A 25451-nucleotide genomic window follows, 5' to 3' on the forward strand; every position below is an offset into this window, starting at 1 on the left:
CTTCAAATTATATGTTAAAGGGGAAATGGGCATATGAAGTTTCGAAATACAAAGCTTGCTATGGTTACACTATCTTCATTTTTTATTTTAAGTACTGCATCTCTTTCATTCACAAATATCATACACGGTGAAGTAGCTTCTGCATCACCACAAGAGATTACTGTAAAAAGCTATGATGATACATATTATAATAATGCAATAGGAAAAACGGGTTTAGAATTAAAGAAGGAACTTCATAATATTATTGATGATCATACAAAGTTATCATACAGTGCGGTTTGGGAAGCACTAAGAGATACTGATGAAGATCCAAATAATAAAAATAATGTGATACTCTTATATACTGGGCGTTCGCAAGGGAAACTTACGAATGGTTCAGGAGTTGATAATTGGAACCGAGAGCATGTTTGGGCAAAATCTCACGGTGATTTTGGAACGACTGCAGGAGCTGGAACAGATTTGCATCATTTAAGAGCGACGGATGTATCTGTAAATAGCTCACGTGGAAATCTGGATTTTGATAATGGTGGTGTGAATCATTCGGAAGCGACAGAATGTAAATATGATAGTGATTCTTGGGAACCTCGTGATAGTGTAAAAGGAGATATCGCTAGAATGCTATTTTACATGGCTGTTCGTTATGAAGGAGACAACGGCGAAATAGACTTAGAATTAAATGAAAAGGTGAATAACAATAAAGATCCATACATGGGCAAACTATCCGTTTTACTAAAATGGAATGAACAAGACCCTGTAGATGATTTAGAGCGAAAGCGTAATGAAGTGATTTTTACGAAATATCAACATAATCGTAATCCTTTTATTGATCATCCGGAATGGGTAAATAAAATTTGGAAGTAACATACTTAAAGGTATTTTACTTTGAGAGAAGGGATTGATCACTATGATCAATCCCTGTTTATATCTATACTAGAATAAGTGATTTTTATAGGATTGGAGAATAGAATCGATATTTTATTAAGTAAAGTATAATATGAGTCTTTTAATACGGTCCCCATTCAATATTCACACCAACAATAAGAAAAATAAGTCCAATGATAAACCAAATGAATGCAAGTGGAGCCATGAAGCGAATCCATTTTCCGTAAGAAATGCCGCTCGCTGCGAGAACGCCCATTAAAACACCGGAAGTTGGGTTGAGGCAGTTCACTACACCTTCGCCGAGCATAACAGCTTGTACTGTAACTTGACGTGTAATGTGCATAAAATCAGCTAATGGAGCTAATATCGGAATGAAAATAACGGATTCACCTGTCCCTGATGAAATGAGAAAATGTAATGCGGCACTACTTACATACATACCGATAACGCCAAATACAGGGCTTTGTCCTTCGAGAGACTGTGCGAGTTGGTTAACGATTGTATCAAGCAATTTGCCTTGTTCTAAAATGACTGAAATACAACGAGCCATTCCGACGATCAAAGCACCGTATATGAGATTTTGGCAGCCTGCTAGAAAAGTAGAAGCGATATTGTTTGCTTTCATGCCGCCTATTATTCCCGCTGTAATTGCTATGAAAATAAAAGTAGCGGTCATTTCGGCGTCTGTCCAATGTAGACGAAAAGCGCCGATTAAAAATACAATTAATGATAAAGCTGAAACGAGTAAAATTAATTTATGACGTATTGTCCAAGGAACTTCTGTTTTCTCAGTTTCTTTCTCACTTGAAAGAGCGTTACTTGGAAACCAGTTGTCACCGAGAATGCTTCCTTTATTCGATTTCTTCAAACGTTTTACGTACCAATTAATATATAAAATGGTAGCAATTAAAAAAGAGATATAGATTGCGGTACGTAAACCAATCCCTGAAAACATCGGAAGTTCTGCGATCTTTTGTGAAATGCCTAAAGGTGAGGGAGATAGAATAGTAGCATTAAAACCGGCATAAGTGCCTAAATAAATAATTGCTACGCCGACGATAGCGTCCCATTTTAATGTACGTGCAACAATGATGCCGATGGGGATAAAGCCAATAACTGAGTTAACGATAATACCAGTCGTTCCGAGAATAGAAAAGAGTGCGGCGACAATGCAAATGAAAAGTAATTGCTGATTACGAAATTTGTTAATCACATGATAGATTAAACCGTCAAGAGCGCCTGTTTTTTCAAGAATTGCAATAGCTCCACCTGTAAATAAAATTAAAAAGATGATAGGAGCAGCAAGTGTCATCCCTTTTTCAATAGCGGTAAAAAAAGAAACAAACCCTACCGGCGATTGTGGAACAGAATAATAGCTTCCTGGTATTGTCGTTGTAACAGTACCGTTTGTAACTCTTTTAAATTCTCCAGCAGGAACGAAGTATGTAGCAATGGCACAAAGTAAGGCAATAAAAAATAGTAGTACGTACGCGTCAGGCATTTTAAACTTTCGTTTACTCGGCTGCTTTTTTACCTCGGTATGGAATTGCATAAAAACCCTCCTTTTTCACTTGGTTAATTTTTAATATTCTGAAATTTATCTGTGAAATAGATTATAATAAAGGTGGCTTCTTAAGGCAATAGTTTTTCTATGCTTTTCCTGTACATACAAATTCTTGCAACGTTAGACAGGGAAACGAAAATAATCAAAGAATATGTTATATAGAAAGAATAGGGAAAAGAGGGAAAAAGATGTGGAAAACTACGGATTTATGTGATGAGTTTGAAAAGGAATTACAAATATGTCGCAAGTCTTTTCGATCTTTTGGGAAGAAAGAACAGTTTTACGGGAAAATTGCAACGGTAAAAGTGAAGGATGATAATGTACTAGTGAAGGAAGGATTGCAAAGACTACCAGAAGGAACGGTATTAGTTGTTGATGGCGGAGCATCTACGAATTGTGCGTTACTTGGTGATAATTTGGCAGCTATTGCGGAGGAAAGAAAGCTAGCAGGGATTATTGTAAATGGATATGTTCGTGATTCTAGTGAACTAAAGAATATTGATATTGGTATTTTAGCGTTAGGGACGATGCCAAATAGAAGTGTAAAAGAGGGAAAAGGAGAGCGTGATATTTCATTGCAATTTGGACAAGTAGAATGGAAGCCGAATGAATATGTGTATGCGGATGAAGATGGCGTCATTATTAGTGAAAAGAGTTTGCATCGTTAAAGGATAGTAAACTACTATTCTTAGAAAATAAATCCGATAAAGCATGGACAAAATTCTTTGTCAATAGTAAAATAATACAGAAATTTATAATTAACAGAATGTATAGGTTTATCGTTTTACGATAACTGAAATGGAAGTAAGTAGTGCCTAGAAAAGTGAATGTTATCACAATGATACGTTCATAAACAAAATTATTTTTCCTATACAAATATAGCCGCGCATGATGCGGGTAGGAGGTGTTGCACAGTTTGTTCGACACTTACAAAAAAAGAGTGTCAATTGCACGCCCTTGAAGGGCCTTTTTTTGTGTAAATAGTAGTAAGGGAGGAAATTTTGGGATGGCAATGTGGAAAAAATGGCTGCTTACGTCGTTAATGGCAGTTACACTCGTATTTGTTTCTTTTGCGAATACAGTACATATTACGTTTGCTGAAGGAAATACAGCAAAACTTGCAATTATTGGGGAATCACAAAAGGGCATTATGTTATGTCCGGAAGAAGAGCAAATTAAAGATGGGGAAACAGCTTTAAGTTTGCTGCAAAAGGTCATGGGGGACAAAGTAACAGCAGAGACGATGTCGTTTGGAACGTATGTTAAAGGCATTGACGGCTTAATGGCTGGGGACACAAGCGGCTGGTTGTATGATGTAAATGATAAATCTGCAGAAGTTGGAGCAGATAGTTATAAATTAAAGTCTGGAGATGTTGTTGTCTTTCGTTTTGTTGCAGACTGGAGCAATATGAGCCAGGAAACATTACAGCAAACATTAGATAAATTTGGTACTTGTAAAACTGTAGAAGATCCAAAGACAGATAACCCAAAAACAGATGATTCAAAACAAGAAAAACCAGAAGAACCAAAGACAGATGATCCAAAACCAGAAGAACCAAAAACAAATGATGAAAAGATAGAACAACCAAAGCAAGAGAACATTCAAGTTCCAGCAGCGAAAGTAAATGACGCGATCTCTAAGACATCTGAAAAGATGTTACAAGATGGAATTGAAAGTGATTGGGTAGCTTTAGGCCTTTCTCTTTCTGGAAAGAATGTTCCAATTGAGGCAAAATTAAATTATGTTAAGTCAGTAACTGAAAAAGTAGAAAAGCGCATTAACCGTTTTTCAGCGACAGATTTAGCTAGAACGATTATTATGATGAATGCAATGCAAGCAGACCCTACAAAGGTTGGCGAACATAATTTAGTTCAAAAATTGTATGAATCAGATAAAGTAAATTCTGTTACAGGTTATACATTTGCTTTACTTGCATTTGATACGAAGAAATATGAAGTGCCAGTGAATTCAAAATGGAATCGAGTTGCTTTAGTAGATGCGCTTTTAAACGCGCAACATACAGATGGCGGCTGGACTTACGATAGCGCAAGTAGTAAAGACAGTGCTAGTAGCGTTGATGTAACAGGTATGGTTTTATCAGCATTAGCTCCATATCAAGATCGACCAGATGTGAAGACAGCTGTAGAAAAAGCTGTTGCCTATTTATATAAAGAGCAACTAGAAAATGGTGGTTTTTCTGCTGATGGACAAGAAAACTCTAATAGTGTTGCGCAAGCAATTATTGGACTATCACTTGTGAAAGATGTAGATCAAAACCGTCTACATAAGGCAGTGCAAAATCTACTGTCATATCAACTTCCAAATGGTGAATTCAAATGGTTACCAAGTGATCAAAACGGTAGCGGAATGGCTACAGAGCAAGCGTTATTAGCACTACTTCAGTTTAAAAATCTTGAAAAATCGATTTATGACTGGTCAAATGTATCTGTTCCTGAAATCGATAAGAAACCAAATGTGGATTCAGAAAATGTTGTAGTAGAAAAAGAAGTTACTGAGCAACCAGAAGAACAAAAACAAGTACAACAAGAAACAAAAGATGATAATTTAAAAGTTGTTGTTGATAACGAACCGGTTAAAAGCAAAAAGTCAGGAAACGGTAGTACGTTACCAAAAACAGGAGCATCTTCTCATAGTGCAGCTACAGAAGTAGGTATGGGTGTATTATGTATTGCTTCTGCATATGTATTATGGAGACGTAAAGCAGCTTAACAAAAATTAGGAGCAATCATTTGCTCCTAATTTTATTATGAAAGGTGAGAGGCAATATGAGTAAGATGAAATGGTTTATTTCTTTAATGCTTTCACTTGGGCTACTTGCTGGATGTGAAGAGGCAGCTGTAAAGCCTGAGAAGAAAGTAGAACCAAAGCAAGAAGAGGTAGCAAAACAAGAAGAGAAAAAAGATGAAGCGAAACCGGAAGAAAAGCCGGAGGAAAAACAAGCTGAACAAGAGCAAAATAAGCAAGACGAACAGAAAGAGAAACAAGAACAAAAAGTAGAAGAGAAGCCGAAAGAAGAAAAGCCACAGGCACAACCGGAAGTAAAGAAAGAAGAAAAACCTCAGGAACAGCCTGCCGCTGCTAAGCAACCAGAACAACAAAAAGCACAAGAAGAGAAGCAACAACAACAACCGAAAGCGCAAGAAGTAAAAGAAGAAGCGAAGGTTGTGAATCAGCCGAAAGAAACACCGAAGCAGGAGCAGAAGGTTGATCCGAATAAAGAGCAACAAGCAACTGTACCAACGCCACCAACACCGGTACCAGATCCAGTACCGCCAGTGCCAGATCCAGTAATACCAAAACCAAAACAAGTCACTATCTCAGTAAAAGGTGATAAAGGCTACTTATTAGGTGCGAGAAAAATGGACGTACAAGAAGGCGATACAGTGTATAAAGTATTGCAACGTACAGGTTTAGATGTGGATGCAATGGGTTCTAAAGGTGATATTTATGTAAAAGGTATTAATGATTTATATGAAAAAGATATTACAGCTACTAGTGGATGGAAATATCGTGTGAACGGTGCGTTTCCAAACCATAGTGCAGGTGTAGTAACAGTTAAACCAGGAGATACAATCGAGTGGGTGTATGTATTAAAATAAGAAAGGCATTCGGTAAAGGACTATGAAAATAAGTTTTTCTTCTTTACATCCTTTTGTGAATTTTTTCTATTATATCGGGGTGATGATACTATGTATGATGTGTCTTCATCCTCTTTTTTTAATTGGAGCAATTCTATTAATCGTCATAATCAATATGATGCAAGGGAATAGCGAAAAGATAAGAAAGATGTTACCGAGCACAATTGTTTTCTTTTTTATGGTCATTTTATTTAATTCGCTATTAACACATAGAGGCCGAACTACATTATTTTGGTTAGGTGATAGCCGTATTAAGCTTGAGGCGATTATGTTCGGACTAGTAATGGGGTTATTATTAGTTGCGATTATGTTTACGTTTGCTTCGTATAATGATATTATTTCAAGTCATAAATTTTTATATTTGTTTTCTAGAATTTCACCGAAAGTAGCATTGTTAACGATGATTACAGTGAGGTTTGTTCCTTTGTTTATGAGGCGATTACAGAAAATAACACTCGTCCAAAAGACAAAAGGTGTACAAGTAGATGCAGGTTCAATTGTTGAACGGGTGAAAAATGGTATGCAATTGCTGCAAGTATTATTAATTTGTTCTTTAGAAGATGCGCTGCAAACAGCAGATTCTATGCAAGCTCGTGGGTTTGGTGTAACGAAGCGTACGACATATATTCGGTATAGAATGGAAAGACGCGATTGGTACACGCTCAGTTATTTAAGTATTCTACTTATCATTGCTATTATATGTAGTACGTATGGCGGAGGAAAGCTAATCATTTATCCGAAAGTCGAATCTATTCTATTTCAGCAATACGATGGAGTGATGTTCGGAGTATTTATGATGTTTATTAGTTTACCAATTATAATGGAAGGAAGGGAATGGATATGGTGGCGCATGCAGAAATAAACAATTTATCATTTGTATATGCTGATGAGAACGAATATGCGTTACAGCATATTTCTCTTTCTATTCAAAAAGGAGAGTTTATTGCACTTGCTGGAGGGTCAGGCTCTGGAAAGACGACTTTATTGAAACATTTTAAAAAGGAATTACTTCCAATCGGTACACGTTCAGGAGAAATTTTTTATGATGACGTTTTATTAGAGGAAGTACCTGATTTATTATCTGCACAAGAAATTGGTATGGTATTTCAAAATCCAGAAAATCAGCTCGTAATGGATACGGTCATTCAAGAATTAGCATTTTCTTTAGAAAATATCGGGTTACCATCACAGATTATTCAAAAACGAATAGCAGAGCTTATTAGCTTCTTAGGATTTCAAGATTTATTGCATCAATCTGTTCATACGCTATCTGGCGGGCAAAAGCAGCTCGTCAATTTAGCTGCGGTATTAGTTATGCAGCCTAAATTATTATTATTAGATGAACCGACGGCGCAGTTAGATCCAATTGCTGCGAAAGAGTTTTTAGGATTGTTAAAACGTATTAACGAAGAACTTGGCATTACGATTGTTTTAAGTGAACATCGTTTAGATGAAGTGATACCACTTGCAACACGCGTTATTTGTATGGATAACGGCCGCATCGTTTATGATGGCAGTCCTAAAACGGTTATAGCGAACATGTGGGAAGTAGAAAACTTTCGTCCATTTATTCCGCAAATTCCAAGATTGTTTTTAGAGTGGAATGTAGAAGATATACCATTTACAGTGCGAGAAGCGCAGATGAAACTGAATAACTTTTCAGAGATATCATATGTGAATGAGCCAGTAGCAAAAAGTGAAAAACAAGAAGTTATTTTAAATGCAGAGCATATTTCGTTTCAATATGAAAAAAATAGTCCACTTATTTTACGAGACTTAACCGTATCGATTGAAAAAGGAAAATGGGTAGCTCTCGTTGGAAAAAATGGTACCGGGAAGTCCACGCTTTTGACGATTTTAGCGGGATTGCAAAAAGCGAGAAGAGGGAAAGTAAAGTGGAATGGGAAAGTGATACATAAAATTGATTCGAAAGAACGATTTAAAAGGATCGGGTATGTATCACAGCATCCGTATTATCATTTTACATTTGATACAGTGTGGGAAGAAGTGTATGAACGTGCACGTGAGTTATACGGAGAACAAGGAAAAGAAATAGCAGAAGATATGTTGAAGAAGTTTTGGTTGTACTCGCTTAAAGAACGCCATCCGCATGATTGTAGCGGGGGAGAGCAACAACTACTTGCGTTATGTACAACGTTATTATCAAAGCCGACTTTATTGTTACTTGATGAACCGACAAAGGGATTAGATCCGTGGAAAAAAGAAAGAGTAGGAGAGCTATTTAGAAAGCTACAAAAAGAAGGTACAACAATTGTAATGGCAACGCATGATATTGAGTTTGCAGCGAAATACGTTGATCAATGTATGATGTTATTTGACGGAGCAGTTATTATGAATGATGCACCGAAAGAATTTTTTAGTGGAAACTTCTTTTATACAACATCTATCAATCGATTCATTCGAAAAGAGTTGCCATATGCATTAACGTGGGAGGATGTGTACGAAGCGTGTCCAAACGATATGTTGCATTCATAATATGTATTTTTGCAGTAATAATAGGCACATTACTCTTTACTACACTTATCATGGACGGTTATTACATGTTAAGTAGTTTGTTTTTATTAGTTGTTATTATGTTACCGTTTTATATCCGCTTTGAAAGAAAGGCTTTTGTTTCACGTGAAATTGTGCTCGTTGCTGTGTTAGCGGCAATTGCAGCAGTTAGCCGCGTACCATTTTCGATATTGCCAAGTGTACAACCGACTTCATTTGTCATTATCGTTTCTGCAATTGTGTTTGGGAGTGAAACTGGTTTTATGATCGGTGCAACAGCGGCTATCGTATCTAACATCTTTTTAGGACAAGGTCCGTGGACGCCGTGGCAAATGTTTTCATGGGGTATGATTGGTTTTATAGCTGGATTATTACGTAATACATTTTTAATGCGAAAGCTATGGGGAAGACTTCTATACGGATTGTTTGTTGGATTTTTATTTGGCTGGATTATGAACTTATGGGGGCTTCTCGGTTTTATACGTGAGGCAACGTGGGAAGCTGTCATTTCGTATTATATCGCAAGTTTTTATTTCGATTTGAGCCATGCGATTTCGAATGTTGTTTTCTTACTATTATTTAGTACGTCCTGGATTACGATTCTTACAAGATTTAAAAAGAAATATGGCATATTAGATAAGCATAACATGGCATAGAAAAGCATACTCATATAAGGTAGGGTCGCGACTTACATATTCGTTTGCCTCTTTCATGCTTCTTACATATTGTAAGGAGCATTTTTTATTGTCAAAAAATAGATTCAATATATATCCGTTATTATATAAATTTATTTGTATAATAGTAGGTGAGAACTATTTTCAAAAGGGAGGTGTATAGTTAATGAAGTTAGTTGTTCCGAAGCAACATGGTGCATGGGCCATGCTCGTTATACCATGTCTATTAAGTGTCATACTTGGGAAACCTACTATGTATCATATTCCATTGTTTTTAGCTTGGTTCTTTATCTATTTAGCTACGTATCCATTTCTTACGTACATAAAGCAAAAACGAAAAAAAGAGTTTTTACATGCTGCAATTGTATATTTTATCATCGCGTTCGTATTTGGGATGATTTCTCTATTATATGAATGGCGCATTCTTTTATTCATAGCAGTAATGATTCCATTATTTATAGTAAATATGTATTACGCCCGTCAAAAGAATGAAAGAGCGTTACTAAATGACATTAGTGCAATTATTGTTTTCTGTATTGGTGGTTTAGTTAGTTATTATTTTTCAATGAAACTGATAGATAAAACAGCACTATTTATTGCGCTTATTTCATTTTTATATTTTTTAGGAAGTACGTTTTATGTAAAAACGATGATTCGCGAGAAAAATAACCCGAAGTATCGTCTTATATCATGGGGGTATCATATTGTATTAACAGTCATTGTCTTTGCTATCAATCCGTTGTGTTCTCTTATTTTTATACCGAGTGTCATTCGAGCAATTATATTGTATGGCAAAAAAATTTCTATTATAAAAGTAGGGGTTTTAGAAATTGTTAATTCTGTATATTTTTTAATTATAACGGCAATAATTATGAAGTATGCCATTTGAAAAAGCTTCCCACCTTATGATGGGAAGTTTTTTCAATCTTGTTCTAAAATATGAACCGTGTAATCGCAGCGTTGAATAGCTTGTTCGATCGCATAAAGGGATTGTTCAATACGAGCGCGATTAAAATCTTTTTCAACAGTCTGTAGCGCTTCTTCTAAACAATGTTTTGCTTCTTGTAATGATTGAAAAGAATTTTGGACATATCCGCGAGCATTTTCGTGCATTTCATAATCCTCCTTGCATATTCATATATGTATAGTATGAACAGTAAGGAACAAAATATAATTTGTTATATTTGTTTGACAATTAGAATGAAATTACGTATAGTAAGAATTAAGTGAATATTTTCTTATCCAGAGAGGTGGAGGGACTGGCCCGATGAAACCCAGCAACCGCGATGCAGGTGCTAATTCCAGCAGAACATATTTGTTCTGGGAGATAAGACGAAGATATATACGTAACTTCTTCTTATCGGAGAGGTTTTTTTGTTGCAAAAAAACCGATTACGAAAATTTATAGTAAGAAGAAAGGGGTTGCGAAGTACTGTGACACTCGAAAAATACGTAAAACTGCGTAGTACAGTTTATGAATATATGATAGAGCAAGATAAGCCAATATCATTGTTAGATATTCAAGAACATATCGTTTCGCATCATGAAGAAAAATTCACGAAAAAGATGTTACATCAATTTTATTTATCAAGACTATTAGATGAACTGAAACTGGATGGGAAAATTACATTAGCTGATGAATATCTCTATACTGAAAAAGGGGTATTTTATAAGGCGGGAAAAGGGAGCTAAGCTCTCTTTTTTTGGGAGTATGTAGCGTAAAAGACTGCTTAAGCAGCCTGATACAAGGGAATGGTGTTGAGTGTGTAGTGTCAAAGATTGAATGTGCCTGAAAGAGGCACTTCATATCGGCTGCAAATGAAAAGAGACACCTCCGCCGAATAGGTGTCAGTCGTTTTGTCATATAGACTTGCTATTTGACAGTTATTAGAATAACATGCAGGGTTTTGGAAGTCAAAAGGGAATTAAAGGAAGAGGTGTTGTTATGTACGCTTACTTACTAAATGATATAACGAAATGGATTCCTAAGTACATTTTGGATAAAGGGTATGAATATTATGAAGAGGGACATGTAGAAGATGTTGAAATACAAGACAAGAAAATATTTGCTTTCGTTACTGGAAATGCAGGAAACTATGAAGTGATTATTGATCTTGAAGATTTTACAGAAAGTAGCTGCGAGTGTCCTTATGAGAATCTTTGCAAGCATATGGCCGCAGTTGTTTATGATATTCAAGGTGCTGGTGAGAGTACGGTGAAAGAGAAATTGAAAGCTTTAGACAAGGAAGAGTTACTTACATTATTAAACCGTTTATTACAAAGTTCGAAAAACGTGCAAATTGTAGAGAAGATGTTAAAGAAGGGGAAACTTTAACTTAAAGAGGGAGTTGTTTGGCAGTGAATGTACTAATTGTATACGCTCATCCTAGTCCTTCCAGTTTTAATGCGGGGATATTAAAGCATGTGCAAAAAGGATTACAAGAAACAAATCATTCGGTTACGGTACTTGATTTATATAAAGAACAATTTGATCCCGTCCTTGTATTTAATGAGGAGAAGAAAAGACGTGATTTAGTAAATGAAGAAGAGACAGCTCGGTACAGAACGTTAGTGGAAGAAGCGGATACTCTTCTCTTCATTTATCCAATATGGTGGTGGGGGATGCCAGCTATTTTAAAAGGGTTTATTGATCGCATTTTCGTAGCTGGTTTTGCTTATAAATATGAAGGTGCCCTGCCGAAAGGCTTATTGAAAGGTAAGAAGGCATGGGTAATTAATACGTTAGACTCACCGTTATGGTACGTCGCACTACTATATCGATCAGCAGATTGGATTATGATGAAGAGAGGTGTTTTACGTTTTTGCGGCATTCGCGATGTAAAACGATCTTTTTTTCAATCTGTGAAAACGAGTAAACGAGAGAAGCGGGAAAAGTGGTTATTACAAATAGAAGAAAAGGCTCGTACGTTATGAATGAAATGGAACGTATTATAAAGTGTTGTCAGTATGATAATGAACTTTTTCGTACATATATTAATTGCTTAATCCACTTGAAGAAATGTAGTGAAACGTTTCAACAAATACAGATTCAATTAAGAAATGATTATTTAATAAGAGGAATTTGTGAAAGAGAAGTGGATGAGGTAGTAAGAGGAAGTAAAGAGTATGAAACGTATTTTCTTCCTAAAGCGTTACAGTGGAATTTCTTGAGGGAAAATCCACATCTGATTGAAAAAGTATGTGAAGATTTTTTTGCATTTGAGGCATTACAGCTTACGGATATAGAGTGGAAGACCGTGATAAATTGCGTGGGAAATAAGTGATTTATTATATAAAAAAGCTAGTATAAAACTAGCTTTTCGTTTAAATAAATAAGAAACATAGACTAATGATAAATCCTGCATATAGTAAGTTAACAACGCAAAATCCCATAATATCACGAGCACCTAAACCAGCTATCGCTAATGCCGGTAATGCCCAGAATGGTTGAATCAAATTCGTCCAAGCATCGCCCCACGCAATGGCCATTGCAGTTTTTGCAGCAGGTACACCAAGTTCAGCGCCAGCTGGAATCATAATTGGTGCTTGCACAGCCCATTGACCACCACCAGATGGAACGAAAATATTAACGATGCCAGCATGTTGAGTTTTTATAAAGAAAAGGCGCTATCCTCAAAGTACCTCCTCCTACTTAATCTATTCCTTCTATTAAAATTATAAATTGAAATACATTTTTTTATTAAGATAAGAAGCTGAATTAATACAATATCGTGATGAAATTTTTATATGTTGGTGAACTGGTTCCGTTAGCACTTGAATTTGAATTTCCTAGAAGGATTAGCGGTAGATTTGTATTGGCTGGTCCTGTTAGTGATTCGTTCCCTTGGGCAACTTGTTTCATTTATAAAGTTAATTGGAAATGAACATAAAATGATATTTATTAATACGAGGGTACCACGTCCATGGGGATCAATCGTTAATGAGAGGGTGAAAGTAACGGCATCTGAGTGTAACTCTAGTTGATTAGTATGCAGCAAGTGGAAAAGGATTTTATTTTCTTTTGTGGAATGTTATTTATATTTACCTTATTAAAATTTAGAAAGGAGAATATTTATGAAACATTCCTTGTTGGAGACAAATCCAGAACCAGGAAAGAAAGAATCATTGCTTACACGATGTGCAAATGTATTTTCGAGATGGTCTCAGAAATATGTCCCAGATGCCTTTGTTATTGCAGTGCTGCTCACTCTATTTACTTTCATTATAGCTTTGTTGATGAATCCCTCAAATCCGTACAAAATCGTAAAATCTTGGGGGGATGGTTTTTGGACTTATTTAACGTTTACAATGCAAATGGTATTGCTAATGGTTACAGGGATGACGTTAGCTTCTGTCCCGTTTATTAATAGAGGCTTGCAGTCTGTTGCAAAGTTAGCCGATACACCTCAAAAGGCCTATACGATGACATTTTTGATCAGTGCAATTGCATACTATATCAATTGGGGACTAGCCGTAGTTGTGGGAGCTATCATTGCAAAGGAAGTGGCGAAAAAGAATCCGAATGCACATTTTCCATTGCTTGTAGCAGCTGCTTATGCTCCGACAGCCTTATATAGCGCAGGTCTCTCCAGTTCTATTGGCCTGACAATTGCCACAAAGGATCATTTTCTTGTAGATATGATTGGAATTATTCCTACCTCACAAACAATCTTTAGTTATTCTACTCTAATTATTTTTTTCGCTCTATTCATCACGATGCCAATTATTATTGTACTCATGGCTCCAAAAAGTGGGATTATTAGATATAAAGCACTCGAAACAGATACAAATTCTTTTGTAAAACCTCCGCAAAAAAACTTAACTCCTGCGGAAAAACTGGAATGGACACCGGTTTTAGGAATAGTATTAGGCGTAATCGGCACGTTGTATTGTGTTTATGAATTCATAAACGGTCATAGTTTAGATTTAAATATCATTAATTTATTTTTCTTGTCACTTGGTTTGCTCCTGCATGGTTCTCTTGGCAACTTTGCACAAGGATTCAAAGAAGCAGCGCAATCCATATCTCCAATTATCCTACAGTTTCCATTTTATGCGGGGATTATCGCTGTTTTAGGTAGTTCAGGCTTGGGAAGCTCAATCATTGAATGGATGGCATCTATTGCGTCAAAGGATACATTTGATATATTTACATATTGGTCAGCGGGTTTGGTGAACTTATTGGCACCATCTGGCGGGGGGCAATGGGCTTTGCAAGGGCCACTGCAAGTCCCAGCAGGATTAAAGTTAGGTGTAGATCCGGCTACTATCGCTATGGCGGTAGGCTGGGGGGACGCATGGACAAATTTGATTCAGCCGTTCTGGGCACTACCTCTTTTAGGAGTACTGGGATTGAAAATTAAAGATATCATGGGTTATTGTTTCATTCTCTGCATTTGGGTCGGGATTGTTACAAGTATATTGATGCTATTTTTATATTAGTTTCCATAGGAATATACATTAATATCAAGTAATACCATTAAAATGAAAAAAACGCTATTCTTTCTGTAAAAAAATGAGAAGGGATAGTGTTTTTTAGAAAGGATGATACATAATACATGGCTAATTCATGGCCAATATCAAATTCATTCGTAAGCTGTTCTTTATCAAGCTAACATGATAATCACCATCAACGCTATGGTTTTAAAACTATCCAAAATGGTATGGAAGAACCGGGGGGGTTGGAAGTACTACGAGAACAGTTGGGTATTATTAATAAGAGACAATAAAAAAATCCTCCTAGATGCAAGAGGATTTTTTTATAGGGAATAGTAAGGATGAGAGGAGGTGCATTACATATGGGAAAAGGTAGAAGTAATAATGCTGGTAAAAAGCAACCTAATTTCGATGATTCATCTAATTTCGCTAAACAAAGCCAACCGACAGAAAAGAAGAAGAAGTAAAAAAAGGATCTCTCTTTATCAAGAGAGATCCTTTTTTTTATATATTGACGTTTCAGCACAACATATCGATTGCTCAACCAAATAGTCATACATGCAAAGCTTAAACTCCTTTGATAATATTATTGTCCTGTTTTTTATAATGCTTCTTCACGTTTACCTTATTTAAAAAGCCAATACAAAAAAGACGCGTTTCCTAAATAAAAAGAGCTCTTAATGGAGTATTATCTTTATTTTGAGCCTTTAATAAAATTCTCCAATTTATATTTTACTCTATTAGGCTATGAAATTTAAGTGATTAAATGTAAAATTTATATAGATGGTTATATAAAAAGTTAAAAACATCGATTACGTTATTCTACAATCGGGTCAAATTATAGAGTAAAGGTGTACTATGGCTAAAAATATTGATAAGCATGAGGTGAGGATTACATTGACTATTTATGAGCAATTTATAGAGGCTCTTAAAGAGAAAATAGGCGATACTGTAACATTTGCAGAGATAAAGGACAGATTAATAACAAAATTTAATACGAAACCGGGGAGTATTAATCCTGCTGATTATTGCTATAACCATTATAACAAAGGGAGAGTATTTAATAAAAATTTGTTTATATATAAAAATAAGAAAACTTATAGATATGTAGGTGAAAATTTTCCTTATACAGGATTAGTTTTTCACAAACCTAAAGGGGCAGATTGTGAATCTATTGTAGGTGAGTGGGATAATGGTAAACTTCTTTTTTATAAGGATAAGGATAAAATAGGAATCTCACAAATCAAAAAGTTATATGAGGCATACTTTGAAATGTTACGATTTGAAATGAATGTTCTTGGTTGTAAGGCGACTGAATTAAGGCATCTTATAGGTCGTCTAGGTGAATTTTTTTGTGTCCTTTACACGAATGGTGAGCTATCCAAAGTGACGAATCAGCATGGATATGATGTTATCAAAGAAGGGAGAAGAATAAGTGTTAAAACAACTGCCTAAGAAAAAGGGTTTATCACGATCAATTAAAACACATTTGACCAATTTGATGACTTCTTCGTAGTTCAGTATAAAGATGATGATTTGAAACTATTATTTTATGGGCCAAAGGAAGAGATTCCATCGCTTAGACCATATGGGAATACTTATGAGGTTGATATAAATTCTTTAAAGAGAGTAGAAAAGATACTCTTATCATAGTGTCTTTTCTTATAGTTTTTTAGCAGAGGCAAGCAGCTCCAACGATGATTATTTAGCTTTGTAATTGTTATAAGAATCATATGAAATAAAAGACACTTGGAAAAAGGGTTACAATTGAATTTGTAACCTTTTTTTGTTACTCATTAAAAAATAGTAGTGCTTAGTGATGGATATTTTCTATTCATATCCATCAAGCTAAAAAAGAACATGTACCAACATATCCTTATAGAAGAGCTGCATTTAACTTTATTTAAAGCTTCATGTATCAGTATTATTCTATACATTCACTTGATTGTTGAATATGCAGGTAGGATCCACCTGTTTCGGATTAGAAGTTTGAAGTTTCGAAATATTCGTTGTCTAGGTTGTGTTAAATATTGTAAAATGAAATGGTACTAGAAAAACTAATTTGGTACCAATGGTTTAGGGGGCGAATTATGAAACAAAGAATAGTAAAAGAAACAAGTCATCAAATTCAAACGAAGGGGTTTACATTTACAATTAGTGACTTAGCAAAGCAATTAGCTGTGAGTAAGAGGACAATTTATGAGCACTTCTCTTCAAAAGATGAAATAGTAGATGAAGTTATTCGTCATGTAATAGAAAGTATTCAAGAAAAGGAAAAAAACATAGCTGAAGATGATACGTTACAAACAGTTGAAAAAATAAGACTCATCTTAATTTGTATTCCACAACAATTTCAATTCATGGATGCACGTTTATTAGTAGAACTAAAAAAACATCATTATAATCAATGGTTAAAATTAGATCAGTTTTTACGTGAAGGTTGGTCTACTGTAATCAGTTTATTAGAAGAGGGAATGAGAGAAGGAAGCATTAGAAAGATTCAAATTCCATTTTTTATTGAATTATATTTGGGAGCACTGAATCGCATATATGATCCTATGTTTATTGAAAAGAGTGATTATACATTAGGGAGTATACTTGAGTCTATTATGGACATGTTGATCTATGGAATCTCTAATCCGGAGTAAAAGGTGGGAGAATAGTGCAGTGGATTTATTTATGCTTAGCAATTTTATTTGAAGTAGCGGGTACGACGGCGATGAAACTATCTGATGGATTAACGAAACTTGTACCAAGCATACTAATTTTTGTATTTTATGTAGTAAGTTTTGTATTCCTGTCATTCGCATTAAAGGGGATGGAAATGTCTGTTGCCTATGCGGTTTGGTCAGGTATGGGAATAGTAACGATTACAATAATTGGGTTCTTTTATTTTGGAGAAAGTATTAATGTAACTAAGATACTAGCAATTCTCTTTATTTTAATTGGAGTTGTAATTTTAAATTTTAATAGTACGGCACATGAAGCGAAGAAAAAAGAAATGGTGGAGGAACGTATACATTGAATCGATTAAAGTATTTTTTTCTTATAACTGATCTTGGGTTTGTTGTATATTGGCTCATAACAATTTTTCATATGATTCCGCAAGAATATTTGTTTAAAGATTACCAAGATCCTATTTTAGTAGCATGGAACTGGTCTTTTTTACCCTTGGATTTGTTAATCTCGTTAACGGGATTTCTAAGTTTGTATTTACATTCTAAACAAAAACATATTTGGAGCCACTTTGCGTTCTTATCATTAATTTTAACTTTTTGTTCAGGATTACAAGCTCTAGCATTTTGGACAATCCGTTTAGATTTCGATATTTCTTGGTGGATTCCTAATTTATATTTATTAGTTTACCCATGCTTCTTTTTAAAAAGTGTTTGGAGAGAGTGTGGATGGTATGAGACGAATATAAGAAAAGAAAGAAAAAAGTTCCTTTAATACAAGAAAGACAGGGTCTTTAAGCATATTCGAATTTCTAAATCAGTTTTTTCGCTAGACATACAGTAGAAGTCAAAAAAATTTCCGAAATGAAGATAGCCGATGATTCCTATGTTAAGGAAGCATCGGCTTGTATTATGTATATTGAGTTAGTTCACGTTTCTGGAATAATTGTAATAGCGACGGTCCGAACAGGGGTCTCTTTTTCGTCGCCTTTATTTTGGATATGGTAGTATTTATTCATTAATTCGTTAAGTTCATTTTGAAAGCTCATAAAGTGTTCTTCATCGAGCTTTAAGTCCACAACAGAAAAAGTAGCACTATCTTCTTGACTGTTTTGTTCTTCTAATTTCTTAAGGTAATTTTGATATTGTGTCATAAGTGATAACTGGTAATAAGAAATGTAGTTTAACTTTTCATCATTAGATAATCCTTTCCACTCACTTCCTTCAATTTTTGCATCTTCTTCATTGATTGCGTAATATTTTTCAGAAACAGATTTTACCTTTTTTTCTTTAATTACATGGACGATACCAGAATCAACCATAGTTTGTAGCTGTCTATATAGTGTTGCTTGAGGTACATTTTTAATGATTTTTACCATTTCTAATGGTGTTAGCCCATCTTCTTTATTTCTCATTAACACTTGGCAAATTTTCATTCTTACCGGATGCATTAAGATTTCAACTTTATTACTCATTATATCACCTTATGTATTGTTTTTTATTCTCATTATAAATAATGAGAATAATGATTGCAATCCATCCGTTTTTATTTTATCATTATCAATAATGATAATGAGATTTGAAAGGAGTAATGACAATGAAAATACATTATGGATTGAATGATCTTAAAGACATTGATATTATGGCTTTTTTACCCATTATATTTCCAGTTATTGCAGTGGGGGCACTTTTAGTTTTAATTGCATTCATTGATTTATATCGTCATAGGAAAACAAGAAAAAATGTACTTGTATGGACGTTAATTATCCTTTTCGTTAATATATTGGGACCTATTTTGTACTTTGTTATAGGAAGAAAGGACAGTGAGAAATTATGAAATTAGAGATTAAAAATGTAACAAAATCATTTAAAGGAAAAACTGCTGTCAATAATTTCTCGATGGAACTGCAAGCGGGGGAATGCGTCGGATTAATTGGACCAAACGGAGCAGGGAAATCCACATTAATAAAAGTAATTTCGGATATTACTAATCCAACTGCTGGTGAAGTTTTATTGAATGGGATAAAAATATCAAAAATGAAAAGAGAAATTGGTTATCTACCTCAATATCCTAATTTTTTTCATTGGATGACAGCGAGAGAAACGCTTACGTTTATGGGCCAACTTTCGGGATTGAAAAAAGAAGAATTGTCAAAGTCCATTCCAAAAATGTTGGAGAAAGTTGGACTAAAGGGCGAAGAAAATGCAAAGGTTAGTACATTTTCTGGTGGAATGAAACAACGGCTTGGTATTGCACAAGCATTATTGCATAAACCGGCGCTTATTGTCATGGATGAACCAGTATCCGCATTAGATCCAATCGGGAGAAGGGAAGTATTAAATCTCATTGAAGAAATAAAAAAAGATACGACCATTTTATTATCAACCCATATATTAAGTGATGCAGAAGAAATCTGTGAACGATTTGTCATGATTAAAGATGGAACAAAGATAGAAGATACAACAATTACTGAGCTTTTGCACCGCAATGGCGAAAATAAATTAATCATTGAAATCACAGCTAAAGATCGAGAGTGGATTGATGTTGTAAAAAAGTTGCCCTATGTGAAGGACGTAGAAGTAATTGGGCTTAAAATCAAAGTGAAGGTTGAAAGTATCGAAATAAACAAAAATATGTTACTGCAAAATGCACTCGAACATAAAGTGAACATCGTTAAATTTGAAATAAGCAACGATACTTTAGAAGAAATTTTCTTGAAATTGGTGGTGCAAAAATGAGTAACTTACTGGTATTGATAAAAAAAGAATGTGTTCAAATGTTACGTGATTTTAAGGTGATTTGGCTACCAATTGTTTTTATATTTTTAGGGGCAACACAGCCAATAGTAACGCATTACTTACCATCAATTCTAGAAGCATTAGGTGGAGGACAGGGAATTACCATCGATCCGAGTATGACAGCACAAAAAGGAGGTGAAGTACTGGCGAGTACTTTGGGTTCTCAGTTTGATCAGCTCGGCCTTATGATTTTAGTAATCTCTATGATGGGTGCCATTCAAACAGACAAAGCTAACGGTATGTTAGCCTTTATTTTAACGAGACCTGTTACGGTTACTTCATATGTAGCTGGGAAAATAGTATCAAATTATGTAATCGTAGCGCTTAGTGTAATGATTGGATACTTTACCTCTTATCTATATACAAACTATCTTTTTACTGTTGTTCCGTTTTCGTACATGATTACTGGATTACTATTGTATTTAATTTGGGTTCTTTTTATCGTATCTTTCACAACTATGATAAGTGCTATTTTTCACAGTCAAGGTATTATTGCGCTAATTTCAATTGTTTTTCTTTTAGCTTGTAGAATAATCGTCGGTTTGAATCCAATAATAGATCAGGTTAATCCAGCCAGTATGAGTAAACACGCAATGGAAACGTTAGTCACGGGGGGAGTAAATTCAAACGCAATAATTAATGGATTACTAACTATAGTTTGGATTTTATTGACACTCTTCGTAACAAATTATTGGATTGCTAATAAAAAGTTTAATGATGAATAACTTTGATGAGGATAGTGGCTTCAAATAAAACACCCTAATAAGAAAAAGCTTCCACTACTGTGGAAGCTTCTCTATATGATGTGCAATATCAATATACATATTTGAGTAGACTGAATGTATTTCATTACTTGGCGTAGCGTTAGAAGAGAAGTGGACAATGACCATATTTGCTTTCGGATCGATGTAAAGTGTTTGTCCATAACTGCCTAACACTTCGAAAGCACCTTGTTCATTGTGCGGAATCCACCATTGATTATGATAAGAAATGGAAGCTCCAGGGCCAACTGCAAGTTCACCTTCTTGGACATTTTTTATACCTTCAGTAATAGTAGAAGGGAGAATTTGTTTTCCGTTATATTCCCCGTTGTTTAATAGCAATTGCCCGAATCTAGCCATATCTCTAGCAGTTGCATTTAAACCAGCGCTAGCTTGTTCAACTTTTGTTTCATCGGTGACATAATAAGCATTTTCTTCCATACCAATTTGAGACCATATGCGCTCGCTAACATTTTCAGCTAATGATTTACCAGTGATCTTTCGAATCACCCAAGCGAGTGTTTCGGCTGAGCCGTTATCGTAAGAAAAATCGGAACCAGGCGGTGCAGTTTCTTCTGCTTCTCGTAACATATCATAAATTTTCAGCGGACCGTCGTAGTTTTTACCTCTAGGTAAAATATTGCTCGCTAAATATAGTTGTGCATCTTGATTTTCTAACGCTGGATGTTCGTATCCGTGAGTAGGGTATTCTACAGAAACTTGCATATCCAATAATTGCTGAAGCGAGGCATTACCGAACGGTGTATTTTTTAATTCTTTTATATATGCGTCAGCTGTTTTTTCTAAGTCAATACGATTTTCTTTAGCGAGAGATTGTATAATTGCACCGGTAAAAACCTTTGCTAATGATGCCATGCCATGAGGTTCACTCTCGTTATATCCATTGAAATATCGTTCATAAACAAGTTGTCCATTATGTACAACGACAAAGGCATCCGTTTTATTATCGTCTAAAAGTTTTTTTAGAGGAGTTGTATGTCCAAATCTACGCTCCACAGCAAAATCGTCTAAGTTTTGTGATGCGGTAGAGAAGTGGGAAACGTGATCCGGGTTATTATTTACCTCGTTAATTAAAGTGAATTCTTTCATATGTGTGTACGACCAACGTAAGTAAGGATCATCTAACCAATTTTTCTTCGTCACGTTATTTTTCGATGGGATTGTTTTATTATGTTTGAAGTATGTAAAACCGAGCCCTGTAATTACAAATATGAATGTGATTATGAGTAAGAGTAGGGGAGATTTTTTAAGTTTCATATCGGTCCCTCCTTTTTTATTTCTATTATAAGTATACGCTTCTATTAAAAGAAATACAAAATAAGGAAAGTAAACGGGGAAGTTTACTTTCCTTATTCATGTTAAGCGGAAACTTTTCCATCTGTATGCTGTTTCTTGAATTTTTGTTTTCGTCCGTGTAATCCATAATATAGAAGTAAAGTGAAGGCAACGATAATAGCTGCGATAAAATACATATTATGGTAACTGGATTTCGCTGCGACGATACCTAAAATGAAAGAACCAAAGCCAATACCACTATCAAAGAATGAGAAGTAAGTAGCTGTCGCAGAACCACGTCGGTGATTTGGAGCGGCAGAAATCGCAATCGTTTGGAAACTAGGAATTAATGTTCCATAGCCTAAACCGATTAACATACCTGCACCAAGGAACCAAAATGAAGTTTGTGCTTGGCTTAAAATGAACATCCCAATTGTGAAAATAATGATAGCAGGGTAAACAAGTACATTTTCACCGAAGCGATCAAAAATCTTACCTGTAAATGGACGAGAAATTACAACAACAAGTGCGTATAAAATAAAGAAGTAACTTGCAATGTCAGCTAAACCGAGCTCTTTTGCATAAATAGGAATAAAGGATAAAATGCCACTATAAGAAAAGGCTAAAACAAATCCTGTAAGAGCGATCGGAATAGAAGATGGTTCAAGTAAGTCTTTCCATTTCATTTTTTCTTGTCTTTGTTTCTTTATTGGTGCTTCATGCGGAATATTTACAAGTAGTCCTAATAAAAATGCAAGTAATGAAAATACGGAACAAACGATAAATAATACAGTAAATGAAAAATGAGAAATAATTGTTAAACCTAAAAAAGGACCAATTACCATCGGCAGACTCATGAATACGCCGAAATAGGCAAGTGCTTCGCCGCGTCTATGAGCTGGCGCAACATCTGTGACAATCGTACCTGTTGCAGTTGTTGCCATACCGAACCCAATACCATGTAAGAAGCGAAGGGAAAGTAATAAAAATAAACTTTGCGCACCGAAATACATAACAGTAGCGGCTAAAAATAATGAAAGTGAAATAAATAATATTTTCTTTCTTCCTAAATCATCGAGCCATTTTCCTGTAAATGGTCGACATAAAACAGATGAAATAAGAAATACAGTTGCAACTAAACCGATTTCCTCAGGTTTTCCTTTTAGGTTGTCTATAACGTAGACAGGCAAAGTAGTCATAAGCATATAAAATGTTAAGAAGAGAAATAGACTACTAAAACAAGTTCCGAGGAAATCCTTCGTCCAAAGTTTCTCACTTTGCATCGTCATCCCCCCAATTTAATCTAAATTTTTAATAATTTGTTGTAACACTTCAAATGCTTGATGTAACTCATCTTCGTTAATATCTTCTAGCGTCTTTTCTTCAAAAGTATCAACTTCTTCTTGCCATACCGGAATCATTTTTATCGCTGTTTCTGATAAAGAAATAAGCTTTTCACGGCGATCTTTTCCTTCTGTACGAATAATCCATCCCATCGTTTCCATACGTGTTAACGTACGAGTCATCGTTGGTGATTCAACATTTAAATACTGACATAATTCTGTTTGCGTACAAGAACCAGTTTGATTGATGCGGAAAATAACAGCCCATTGTGCACTAAATAACCCAGTTGGAGATACGCGTTCATTAAATTTCTTTGTGAATTTTCGAGAAGTCTGGCTGACAATGTGAAAAAAATGTTGTTTTTCGTCCATGTATTTCGATCCTTTCAAATTAGTTACCTAGCTAACTATATACTTTTTCATTATAATTGTCTAGTAATAGACATGTTGATTTATGTAAAAAATTCGTATAGGTTTTATGTTGCGAACATATATTCTGCATGCTATTCTTTAAGTAAGTAAAGAATTTTCTTTCTATTAAATAGAATGGGGGAACTTGTGATGATTAAGCCTGCAACAATGGAGTTTGTTTCATTATCGAATGGAGAAACGATTGCGTATCAGGAAGTTGGAAGGCAAAATGCAGAAATTCTTGTACTCATTCACGGAAACATGACATCGTCACAACATTGGGATTTAGTAATTGAAAAGCTGCAAGATCAATACCATATTTACGCTCTTGATTTAAGAGGATTTGGCCAATCAACGTATAATCAATCGATAGATTCATTACAAGACTTTGCAAGAGATGTAAAACTATTTATTGATCAATTAAAACTAGAAAAATTTTCATTAATGGGCTGGTCAATGGGCGGTGGTGTTGCGATGCAATTTACAGCGAATCATCCAACGTTTGTCGAAAAGTTAATTTTAGTAGAATCAGTGGGCATGAAGGGATATCCAATTTTTAAAAAAGATATTAACGGGCAGCCGATCGTATCAAGTTTAGTAAAGACGAAAGAAGAGATCGCACAAGATCCCGTACAAATTGCTCCAGTACTAGACGCGATAAAAAATATGAATAAATTATATTACCGTACAATATGGAATTTATTAATATATACACATAATCAACCTGAACCGGATCGTTACGAAAAGTATTTAGATGATATGTTAACACAGCGTAATTTCGTAGATGTAAATTATGCGCTCATTACATTTAACATTTCGGATGAACATAACGGGGTTGTAGAGGGAAATAAGCAAATGCATCATATTAAAGCTCCAACACTCGTCATACAAGGTGACAGAGATTATGTCGTACCGCAAGTAGTCGGTGAGGAATTAGCAAAACATTTACCGAATGCAGAGTTGAAGATATTAGAAGATTGCGGACACTCACCGTTTATAGACTGCTTAGATGTATTTATAAAACATGTAGAGGACTGGTTAGAATAGAAATAATCCCCGAAATGAGATGTATTGCATATACTATAACATTGTAGGTAAAAGGGGAGATTATCCATGCATCATCCGTTCTTAATTACGCATTCGCCATATAATCATCACTTATATACAAAAATAATGATAGCTCCGATGTATATGCAAGTTTCACCAGCTGTAGTTCCTTTACAAATGCAATACCCGCAGCCACCAATTGCTCATGCACAGCAATACGTGTATGAAACTGCTTTTTATAAACATCCGTATTTCAAGCAATTCCATAACAATGTGAAAGCGCAAGTATGGGAAGGATAAGAAGCTAAAAGGTTCATTCTTTTAGCTTCTTTTTTATTCATAATATTCGTACACGCATTTGGAGAAACAGTTTATAATGAAAAGTGGAA

General features: G+C 35.0%; 27 protein-coding genes, 3 pseudogenes and 1 riboswitch. Of the genes and pseudogenes, 23 read left to right on the forward strand and 7 right to left on the reverse strand.

The annotated features are described in order from the left end of the window. The first annotated feature begins 33 nt into the window (after positions 1-33). A complete protein-coding gene (locus DN389_RS11730) occupies positions 34-861 on the forward strand; it encodes an endonuclease I family protein (protein ID WP_149237162.1) in 828 nt (275 codons plus the stop codon). Positions 862-1003: 142 nt separating this feature from the next. On the opposite strand, the gene DN389_RS11735 is transcribed toward DN389_RS11730, so the two are convergent. Next, positions 1004-2434: a YfcC family protein gene (locus DN389_RS11735; RefSeq protein ID WP_149237163.1), complete on the reverse strand. Its 1431-nt coding sequence runs from the start codon at positions 2432-2434 to the stop codon at positions 1004-1006. 200 nt (positions 2435-2634) lie between these two features. Here DN389_RS11735 and rraA point away from each other — a divergent pair, with 200 nt between their 5' ends. The 7 genes from rraA (at position 2635) to DN389_RS11770 (ending at position 10183) form a co-directional block, all read left to right on the forward strand. Continuing rightward, positions 2635-3114 carry a ribonuclease E activity regulator RraA gene (gene rraA, locus DN389_RS11740; RefSeq protein ID WP_088081942.1) on the forward strand — a complete coding sequence of 160 codons (480 nt, stop codon included), beginning with the start codon at positions 2635-2637 and terminating at the stop codon, positions 3112-3114. Between the two features lie 338 nt (positions 3115-3452). Then, on the forward strand, positions 3453-5177 hold the full coding sequence (locus tag DN389_RS11745; protein WP_149237164.1) for a DUF4430 domain-containing protein: 1725 nt from the start codon (positions 3453-3455) through the stop codon (positions 5175-5177). A 56-nt stretch (positions 5178-5233) separates the two neighbouring features. Next, on the forward strand, positions 5234-6067 hold the full coding sequence (locus tag DN389_RS11750; RefSeq protein ID WP_149237165.1) for a DUF4430 domain-containing protein: 834 nt from the start codon (positions 5234-5236) through the stop codon (positions 6065-6067). A 22-nt stretch (positions 6068-6089) separates the two neighbouring features. Continuing rightward, positions 6090-6968 (forward strand): energy-coupling factor transporter transmembrane component T, encoded by an 879-nt coding sequence (locus DN389_RS11755; RefSeq protein ID WP_098190683.1) that lies wholly within the window; start codon positions 6090-6092, stop codon positions 6966-6968. After that, complete coding sequence (locus DN389_RS11760) at positions 6941-8602, forward strand: ABC transporter ATP-binding protein (protein ID WP_098190682.1); 1662 nt, start codon at positions 6941-6943, stop codon at positions 8600-8602. Before DN389_RS11755 ends, DN389_RS11760 begins: the two co-directional genes overlap by 28 nt. After that, positions 8575-9276: an ECF transporter S component gene (locus DN389_RS11765; protein ID WP_060487721.1), complete on the forward strand. Its 702-nt coding sequence runs from the start codon at positions 8575-8577 to the stop codon at positions 9274-9276. The genes DN389_RS11760 and DN389_RS11765 overlap by 28 nt, the downstream gene beginning before the upstream one ends. Positions 9277-9460: 184 nt before the next feature. Continuing rightward, positions 9461-10183: a YwiC-like family protein gene (locus tag DN389_RS11770; protein WP_149237166.1), complete on the forward strand. Its 723-nt coding sequence runs from the start codon at positions 9461-9463 to the stop codon at positions 10181-10183. A gap of 32 nt (positions 10184-10215) precedes the next feature. Here DN389_RS11770 and DN389_RS11775 read toward each other — a convergent pair whose 3' ends face one another. After that, positions 10216-10407, reverse strand: coding sequence for a hypothetical protein (locus DN389_RS11775; RefSeq protein ID WP_000545003.1), 192 nt, complete (start codon positions 10405-10407; stop codon positions 10216-10218). A gap of 122 nt (positions 10408-10529) precedes the next feature. Next, a riboswitch (SAM riboswitch) is annotated at positions 10530-10628 on the forward strand. A gap of 40 nt (positions 10629-10668) precedes the next feature. Here DN389_RS11775 and DN389_RS11780 point away from each other — a divergent pair. The 4 genes from DN389_RS11780 (at position 10669) to DN389_RS11795 (ending at position 12578) form a co-directional block, all read left to right on the forward strand. Beyond that, on the forward strand, positions 10669-10986 hold the full coding sequence (locus DN389_RS11780; RefSeq protein ID WP_149237167.1) for a hypothetical protein: 318 nt from the start codon (positions 10669-10671) through the stop codon (positions 10984-10986). Between the two features lie 205 nt (positions 10987-11191). Beyond that, entirely contained in the window at positions 11192-11629 is a 438-nt protein-coding gene (locus DN389_RS11785; protein ID WP_149237168.1) for an SWIM zinc finger family protein, read from the forward strand. 23 nt (positions 11630-11652) lie between these two features. Further along, the gene (locus DN389_RS11790; protein WP_060487718.1) at positions 11653-12228 is read left to right on the forward strand and encodes an NAD(P)H-dependent oxidoreductase; all 576 of its coding nucleotides are present in this window, start codon (positions 11653-11655) and stop codon (positions 12226-12228) included. Then, complete coding sequence (locus DN389_RS11795; protein WP_060487717.1) at positions 12225-12578, forward strand: group-specific protein; 354 nt, start codon at positions 12225-12227, stop codon at positions 12576-12578. The genes DN389_RS11790 and DN389_RS11795 overlap by 4 nt, the downstream gene beginning before the upstream one ends. A gap of 40 nt (positions 12579-12618) precedes the next feature. Here the strand turns inward: DN389_RS11795 and DN389_RS11800 are convergent. Beyond that, positions 12619-12894 (reverse strand): annotated as a pseudogene (locus DN389_RS11800) (TIGR00366 family protein); the annotation flags it as partial. Positions 12895-13143: 249 nt separating this feature from the next. On the opposite strand from DN389_RS11800, the pseudogene DN389_RS28745 reads away from it, so the two are divergent. From DN389_RS28745 to DN389_RS11835, 6 genes and pseudogenes are all read left to right on the forward strand, one after another. Beyond that, positions 13144-13263: pseudogene (locus DN389_RS28745) on the forward strand (acyltransferase family protein); the annotation flags it as partial. Between the two features lie 105 nt (positions 13264-13368). Continuing rightward, positions 13369-14736, forward strand: coding sequence for a short-chain fatty acid transporter (locus DN389_RS11815; RefSeq protein WP_088081951.1), 1368 nt, complete (start codon positions 13369-13371; stop codon positions 14734-14736). Between the two features lie 891 nt (positions 14737-15627). After that, positions 15628-16383: pseudogene (locus tag DN389_RS11820) on the forward strand (DUF7225 domain-containing protein). Between the two features lie 437 nt (positions 16384-16820). After that, positions 16821-17378: a TetR/AcrR family transcriptional regulator gene (locus tag DN389_RS11825; protein ID WP_098190678.1), complete on the forward strand. Its 558-nt coding sequence runs from the start codon at positions 16821-16823 to the stop codon at positions 17376-17378. Between the two features lie 14 nt (positions 17379-17392). Beyond that, complete coding sequence (locus DN389_RS11830) at positions 17393-17755, forward strand: DMT family transporter (RefSeq protein WP_088081954.1); 363 nt, start codon at positions 17393-17395, stop codon at positions 17753-17755. Beyond that, a complete protein-coding gene (locus DN389_RS11835; protein ID WP_098190677.1) occupies positions 17752-18180 on the forward strand; it encodes a YvaD family protein in 429 nt (142 codons plus the stop codon). Before DN389_RS11830 ends, DN389_RS11835 begins: the two co-directional genes overlap by 4 nt. 154 nt (positions 18181-18334) lie before the next feature. Here the strand turns inward: DN389_RS11835 and DN389_RS11840 are convergent, their stop codons facing one another. Further along, positions 18335-18880, reverse strand: coding sequence for a transcriptional regulator (locus tag DN389_RS11840; RefSeq protein ID WP_088081956.1), 546 nt, complete (start codon positions 18878-18880; stop codon positions 18335-18337). A 122-nt stretch (positions 18881-19002) separates the two neighbouring features. Between DN389_RS11840 and DN389_RS11845 the strand changes: the two genes are divergently transcribed. From DN389_RS11845 to DN389_RS11855, 3 genes are read left to right on the forward strand one after another with little or no spacing between them, the layout of a single operon-like run. Then, positions 19003-19242 (forward strand): PLD nuclease N-terminal domain-containing protein, encoded by a 240-nt coding sequence (locus DN389_RS11845; protein ID WP_060487713.1) that lies wholly within the window; start codon positions 19003-19005, stop codon positions 19240-19242. Then, entirely contained in the window at positions 19239-20144 is a 906-nt protein-coding gene (locus DN389_RS11850; protein WP_088081957.1) for an ABC transporter ATP-binding protein, read from the forward strand. The genes DN389_RS11845 and DN389_RS11850 overlap by 4 nt, the downstream gene beginning before the upstream one ends. Next, on the forward strand, positions 20141-20929 hold the full coding sequence (locus DN389_RS11855) for an ABC transporter permease subunit (protein ID WP_149237169.1): 789 nt from the start codon (positions 20141-20143) through the stop codon (positions 20927-20929). The genes DN389_RS11850 and DN389_RS11855 overlap by 4 nt, the downstream gene beginning before the upstream one ends. Before the next feature lie 54 nt (positions 20930-20983). Here the strand turns inward: DN389_RS11855 and DN389_RS11860 are convergent, their stop codons facing one another. The 3 genes from DN389_RS11860 to DN389_RS11870 form a co-directional block, all read right to left on the reverse strand. Further along, positions 20984-22243: a serine hydrolase domain-containing protein gene (locus tag DN389_RS11860; RefSeq protein ID WP_098190675.1), complete on the reverse strand. Its 1260-nt coding sequence runs from the start codon at positions 22241-22243 to the stop codon at positions 20984-20986. Positions 22244-22344: 101 nt separating this feature from the next. Continuing rightward, a complete protein-coding gene (locus DN389_RS11865; protein ID WP_046957969.1) occupies positions 22345-23544 on the reverse strand; it encodes an MFS transporter in 1200 nt (399 codons plus the stop codon). Positions 23545-23559: 15 nt separating this feature from the next. Continuing rightward, entirely contained in the window at positions 23560-23976 is a 417-nt protein-coding gene (locus DN389_RS11870; RefSeq protein WP_142343605.1) for a MarR family winged helix-turn-helix transcriptional regulator, read from the reverse strand. Positions 23977-24150: 174 nt separating this feature from the next. Here DN389_RS11870 and phaZ point away from each other — a divergent pair, with 174 nt between their 5' ends. Together phaZ and DN389_RS11880 are read left to right on the forward strand one after the other, a co-directional pair. After that, positions 24151-25062 carry an intracellular short-chain-length polyhydroxyalkanoate depolymerase gene (gene phaZ / locus DN389_RS11875; RefSeq protein WP_142343606.1) on the forward strand — a complete coding sequence of 304 codons (912 nt, stop codon included), beginning with the start codon at positions 24151-24153 and terminating at the stop codon, positions 25060-25062. Between the two features lie 66 nt (positions 25063-25128). Then, positions 25129-25362 carry a hypothetical protein gene (locus tag DN389_RS11880; protein WP_097858610.1) on the forward strand — a complete coding sequence of 78 codons (234 nt, stop codon included), beginning with the start codon at positions 25129-25131 and terminating at the stop codon, positions 25360-25362. Positions 25363-25451: the final 89 nt, after the last annotated feature.

It is taken from the genome of Bacillus sp. AY3-1 (assembly GCF_008368785.1).
Taxonomy (GTDB): domain Bacteria; phylum Bacillota; class Bacilli; order Bacillales; family Bacillaceae_G; genus Bacillus_A; species Bacillus_A wiedmannii.

Excerpts from the sequence above, each read along its gene's own strand:
- DN389_RS11730 (WP_149237162.1), top strand. The coding sequence starts at position 34 with ATGAAGTTTCGAAATACAAAGCTTGCTATGGTTACACTATCTTCATTT.
- DN389_RS11735 (WP_149237163.1), bottom strand. The coding sequence starts at position 2,434 with ATGCAATTCCATACCGAGGTAAAAAAGCAGCCGAGTAAACGAAAGTTT.
- rraA (WP_088081942.1), top strand. The coding sequence starts at position 2,635 with ATGTGGAAAACTACGGATTTATGTGATGAGTTTGAAAAGGAATTACAA.
- DN389_RS11745 (WP_149237164.1), top strand. The coding sequence starts at position 3,453 with ATGGCAATGTGGAAAAAATGGCTGCTTACGTCGTTAATGGCAGTTACA.
- DN389_RS11750 (WP_149237165.1), top strand. The coding sequence starts at position 5,234 with ATGAGTAAGATGAAATGGTTTATTTCTTTAATGCTTTCACTTGGGCTA.
- DN389_RS11755 (WP_098190683.1), top strand. The coding sequence starts at position 6,090 with ATGAAAATAAGTTTTTCTTCTTTACATCCTTTTGTGAATTTTTTCTAT.
- DN389_RS11760 (WP_098190682.1), top strand. The coding sequence starts at position 6,941 with ATGGATATGGTGGCGCATGCAGAAATAAACAATTTATCATTTGTATAT.
- DN389_RS11770 (WP_149237166.1), top strand. The coding sequence starts at position 9,461 with ATGAAGTTAGTTGTTCCGAAGCAACATGGTGCATGGGCCATGCTCGTT.
- DN389_RS11775 (WP_000545003.1), bottom strand. The coding sequence starts at position 10,407 with ATGCACGAAAATGCTCGCGGATATGTCCAAAATTCTTTTCAATCATTA.
- DN389_RS11785 (WP_149237168.1), top strand. The coding sequence starts at position 11,192 with ATGCAGGGTTTTGGAAGTCAAAAGGGAATTAAAGGAAGAGGTGTTGTT.
- DN389_RS11795 (WP_060487717.1), top strand. The coding sequence starts at position 12,225 with ATGAATGAAATGGAACGTATTATAAAGTGTTGTCAGTATGATAATGAA.
- DN389_RS11815 (WP_088081951.1), top strand. The coding sequence starts at position 13,369 with ATGAAACATTCCTTGTTGGAGACAAATCCAGAACCAGGAAAGAAAGAA.
- DN389_RS11825 (WP_098190678.1), top strand. The coding sequence starts at position 16,821 with ATGAAACAAAGAATAGTAAAAGAAACAAGTCATCAAATTCAAACGAAG.
- DN389_RS11840 (WP_088081956.1), bottom strand. The coding sequence starts at position 18,880 with ATGAGTAATAAAGTTGAAATCTTAATGCATCCGGTAAGAATGAAAATT.
- DN389_RS11845 (WP_060487713.1), top strand. The coding sequence starts at position 19,003 with ATGAAAATACATTATGGATTGAATGATCTTAAAGACATTGATATTATG.
- DN389_RS11850 (WP_088081957.1), top strand. The coding sequence starts at position 19,239 with ATGAAATTAGAGATTAAAAATGTAACAAAATCATTTAAAGGAAAAACT.
- DN389_RS11855 (WP_149237169.1), top strand. The coding sequence starts at position 20,141 with ATGAGTAACTTACTGGTATTGATAAAAAAAGAATGTGTTCAAATGTTA.
- DN389_RS11860 (WP_098190675.1), bottom strand. The coding sequence starts at position 22,243 with ATGAAACTTAAAAAATCTCCCCTACTCTTACTCATAATCACATTCATA.
- DN389_RS11865 (WP_046957969.1), bottom strand. The coding sequence starts at position 23,544 with ATGCAAAGTGAGAAACTTTGGACGAAGGATTTCCTCGGAACTTGTTTT.
- DN389_RS11870 (WP_142343605.1), bottom strand. The coding sequence starts at position 23,976 with ATGGACGAAAAACAACATTTTTTTCACATTGTCAGCCAGACTTCTCGA.
- phaZ (WP_142343606.1), top strand. The coding sequence starts at position 24,151 with ATGGGGGAACTTGTGATGATTAAGCCTGCAACAATGGAGTTTGTTTCA.
- DN389_RS11880 (WP_097858610.1), top strand. The coding sequence starts at position 25,129 with ATGCATCATCCGTTCTTAATTACGCATTCGCCATATAATCATCACTTA.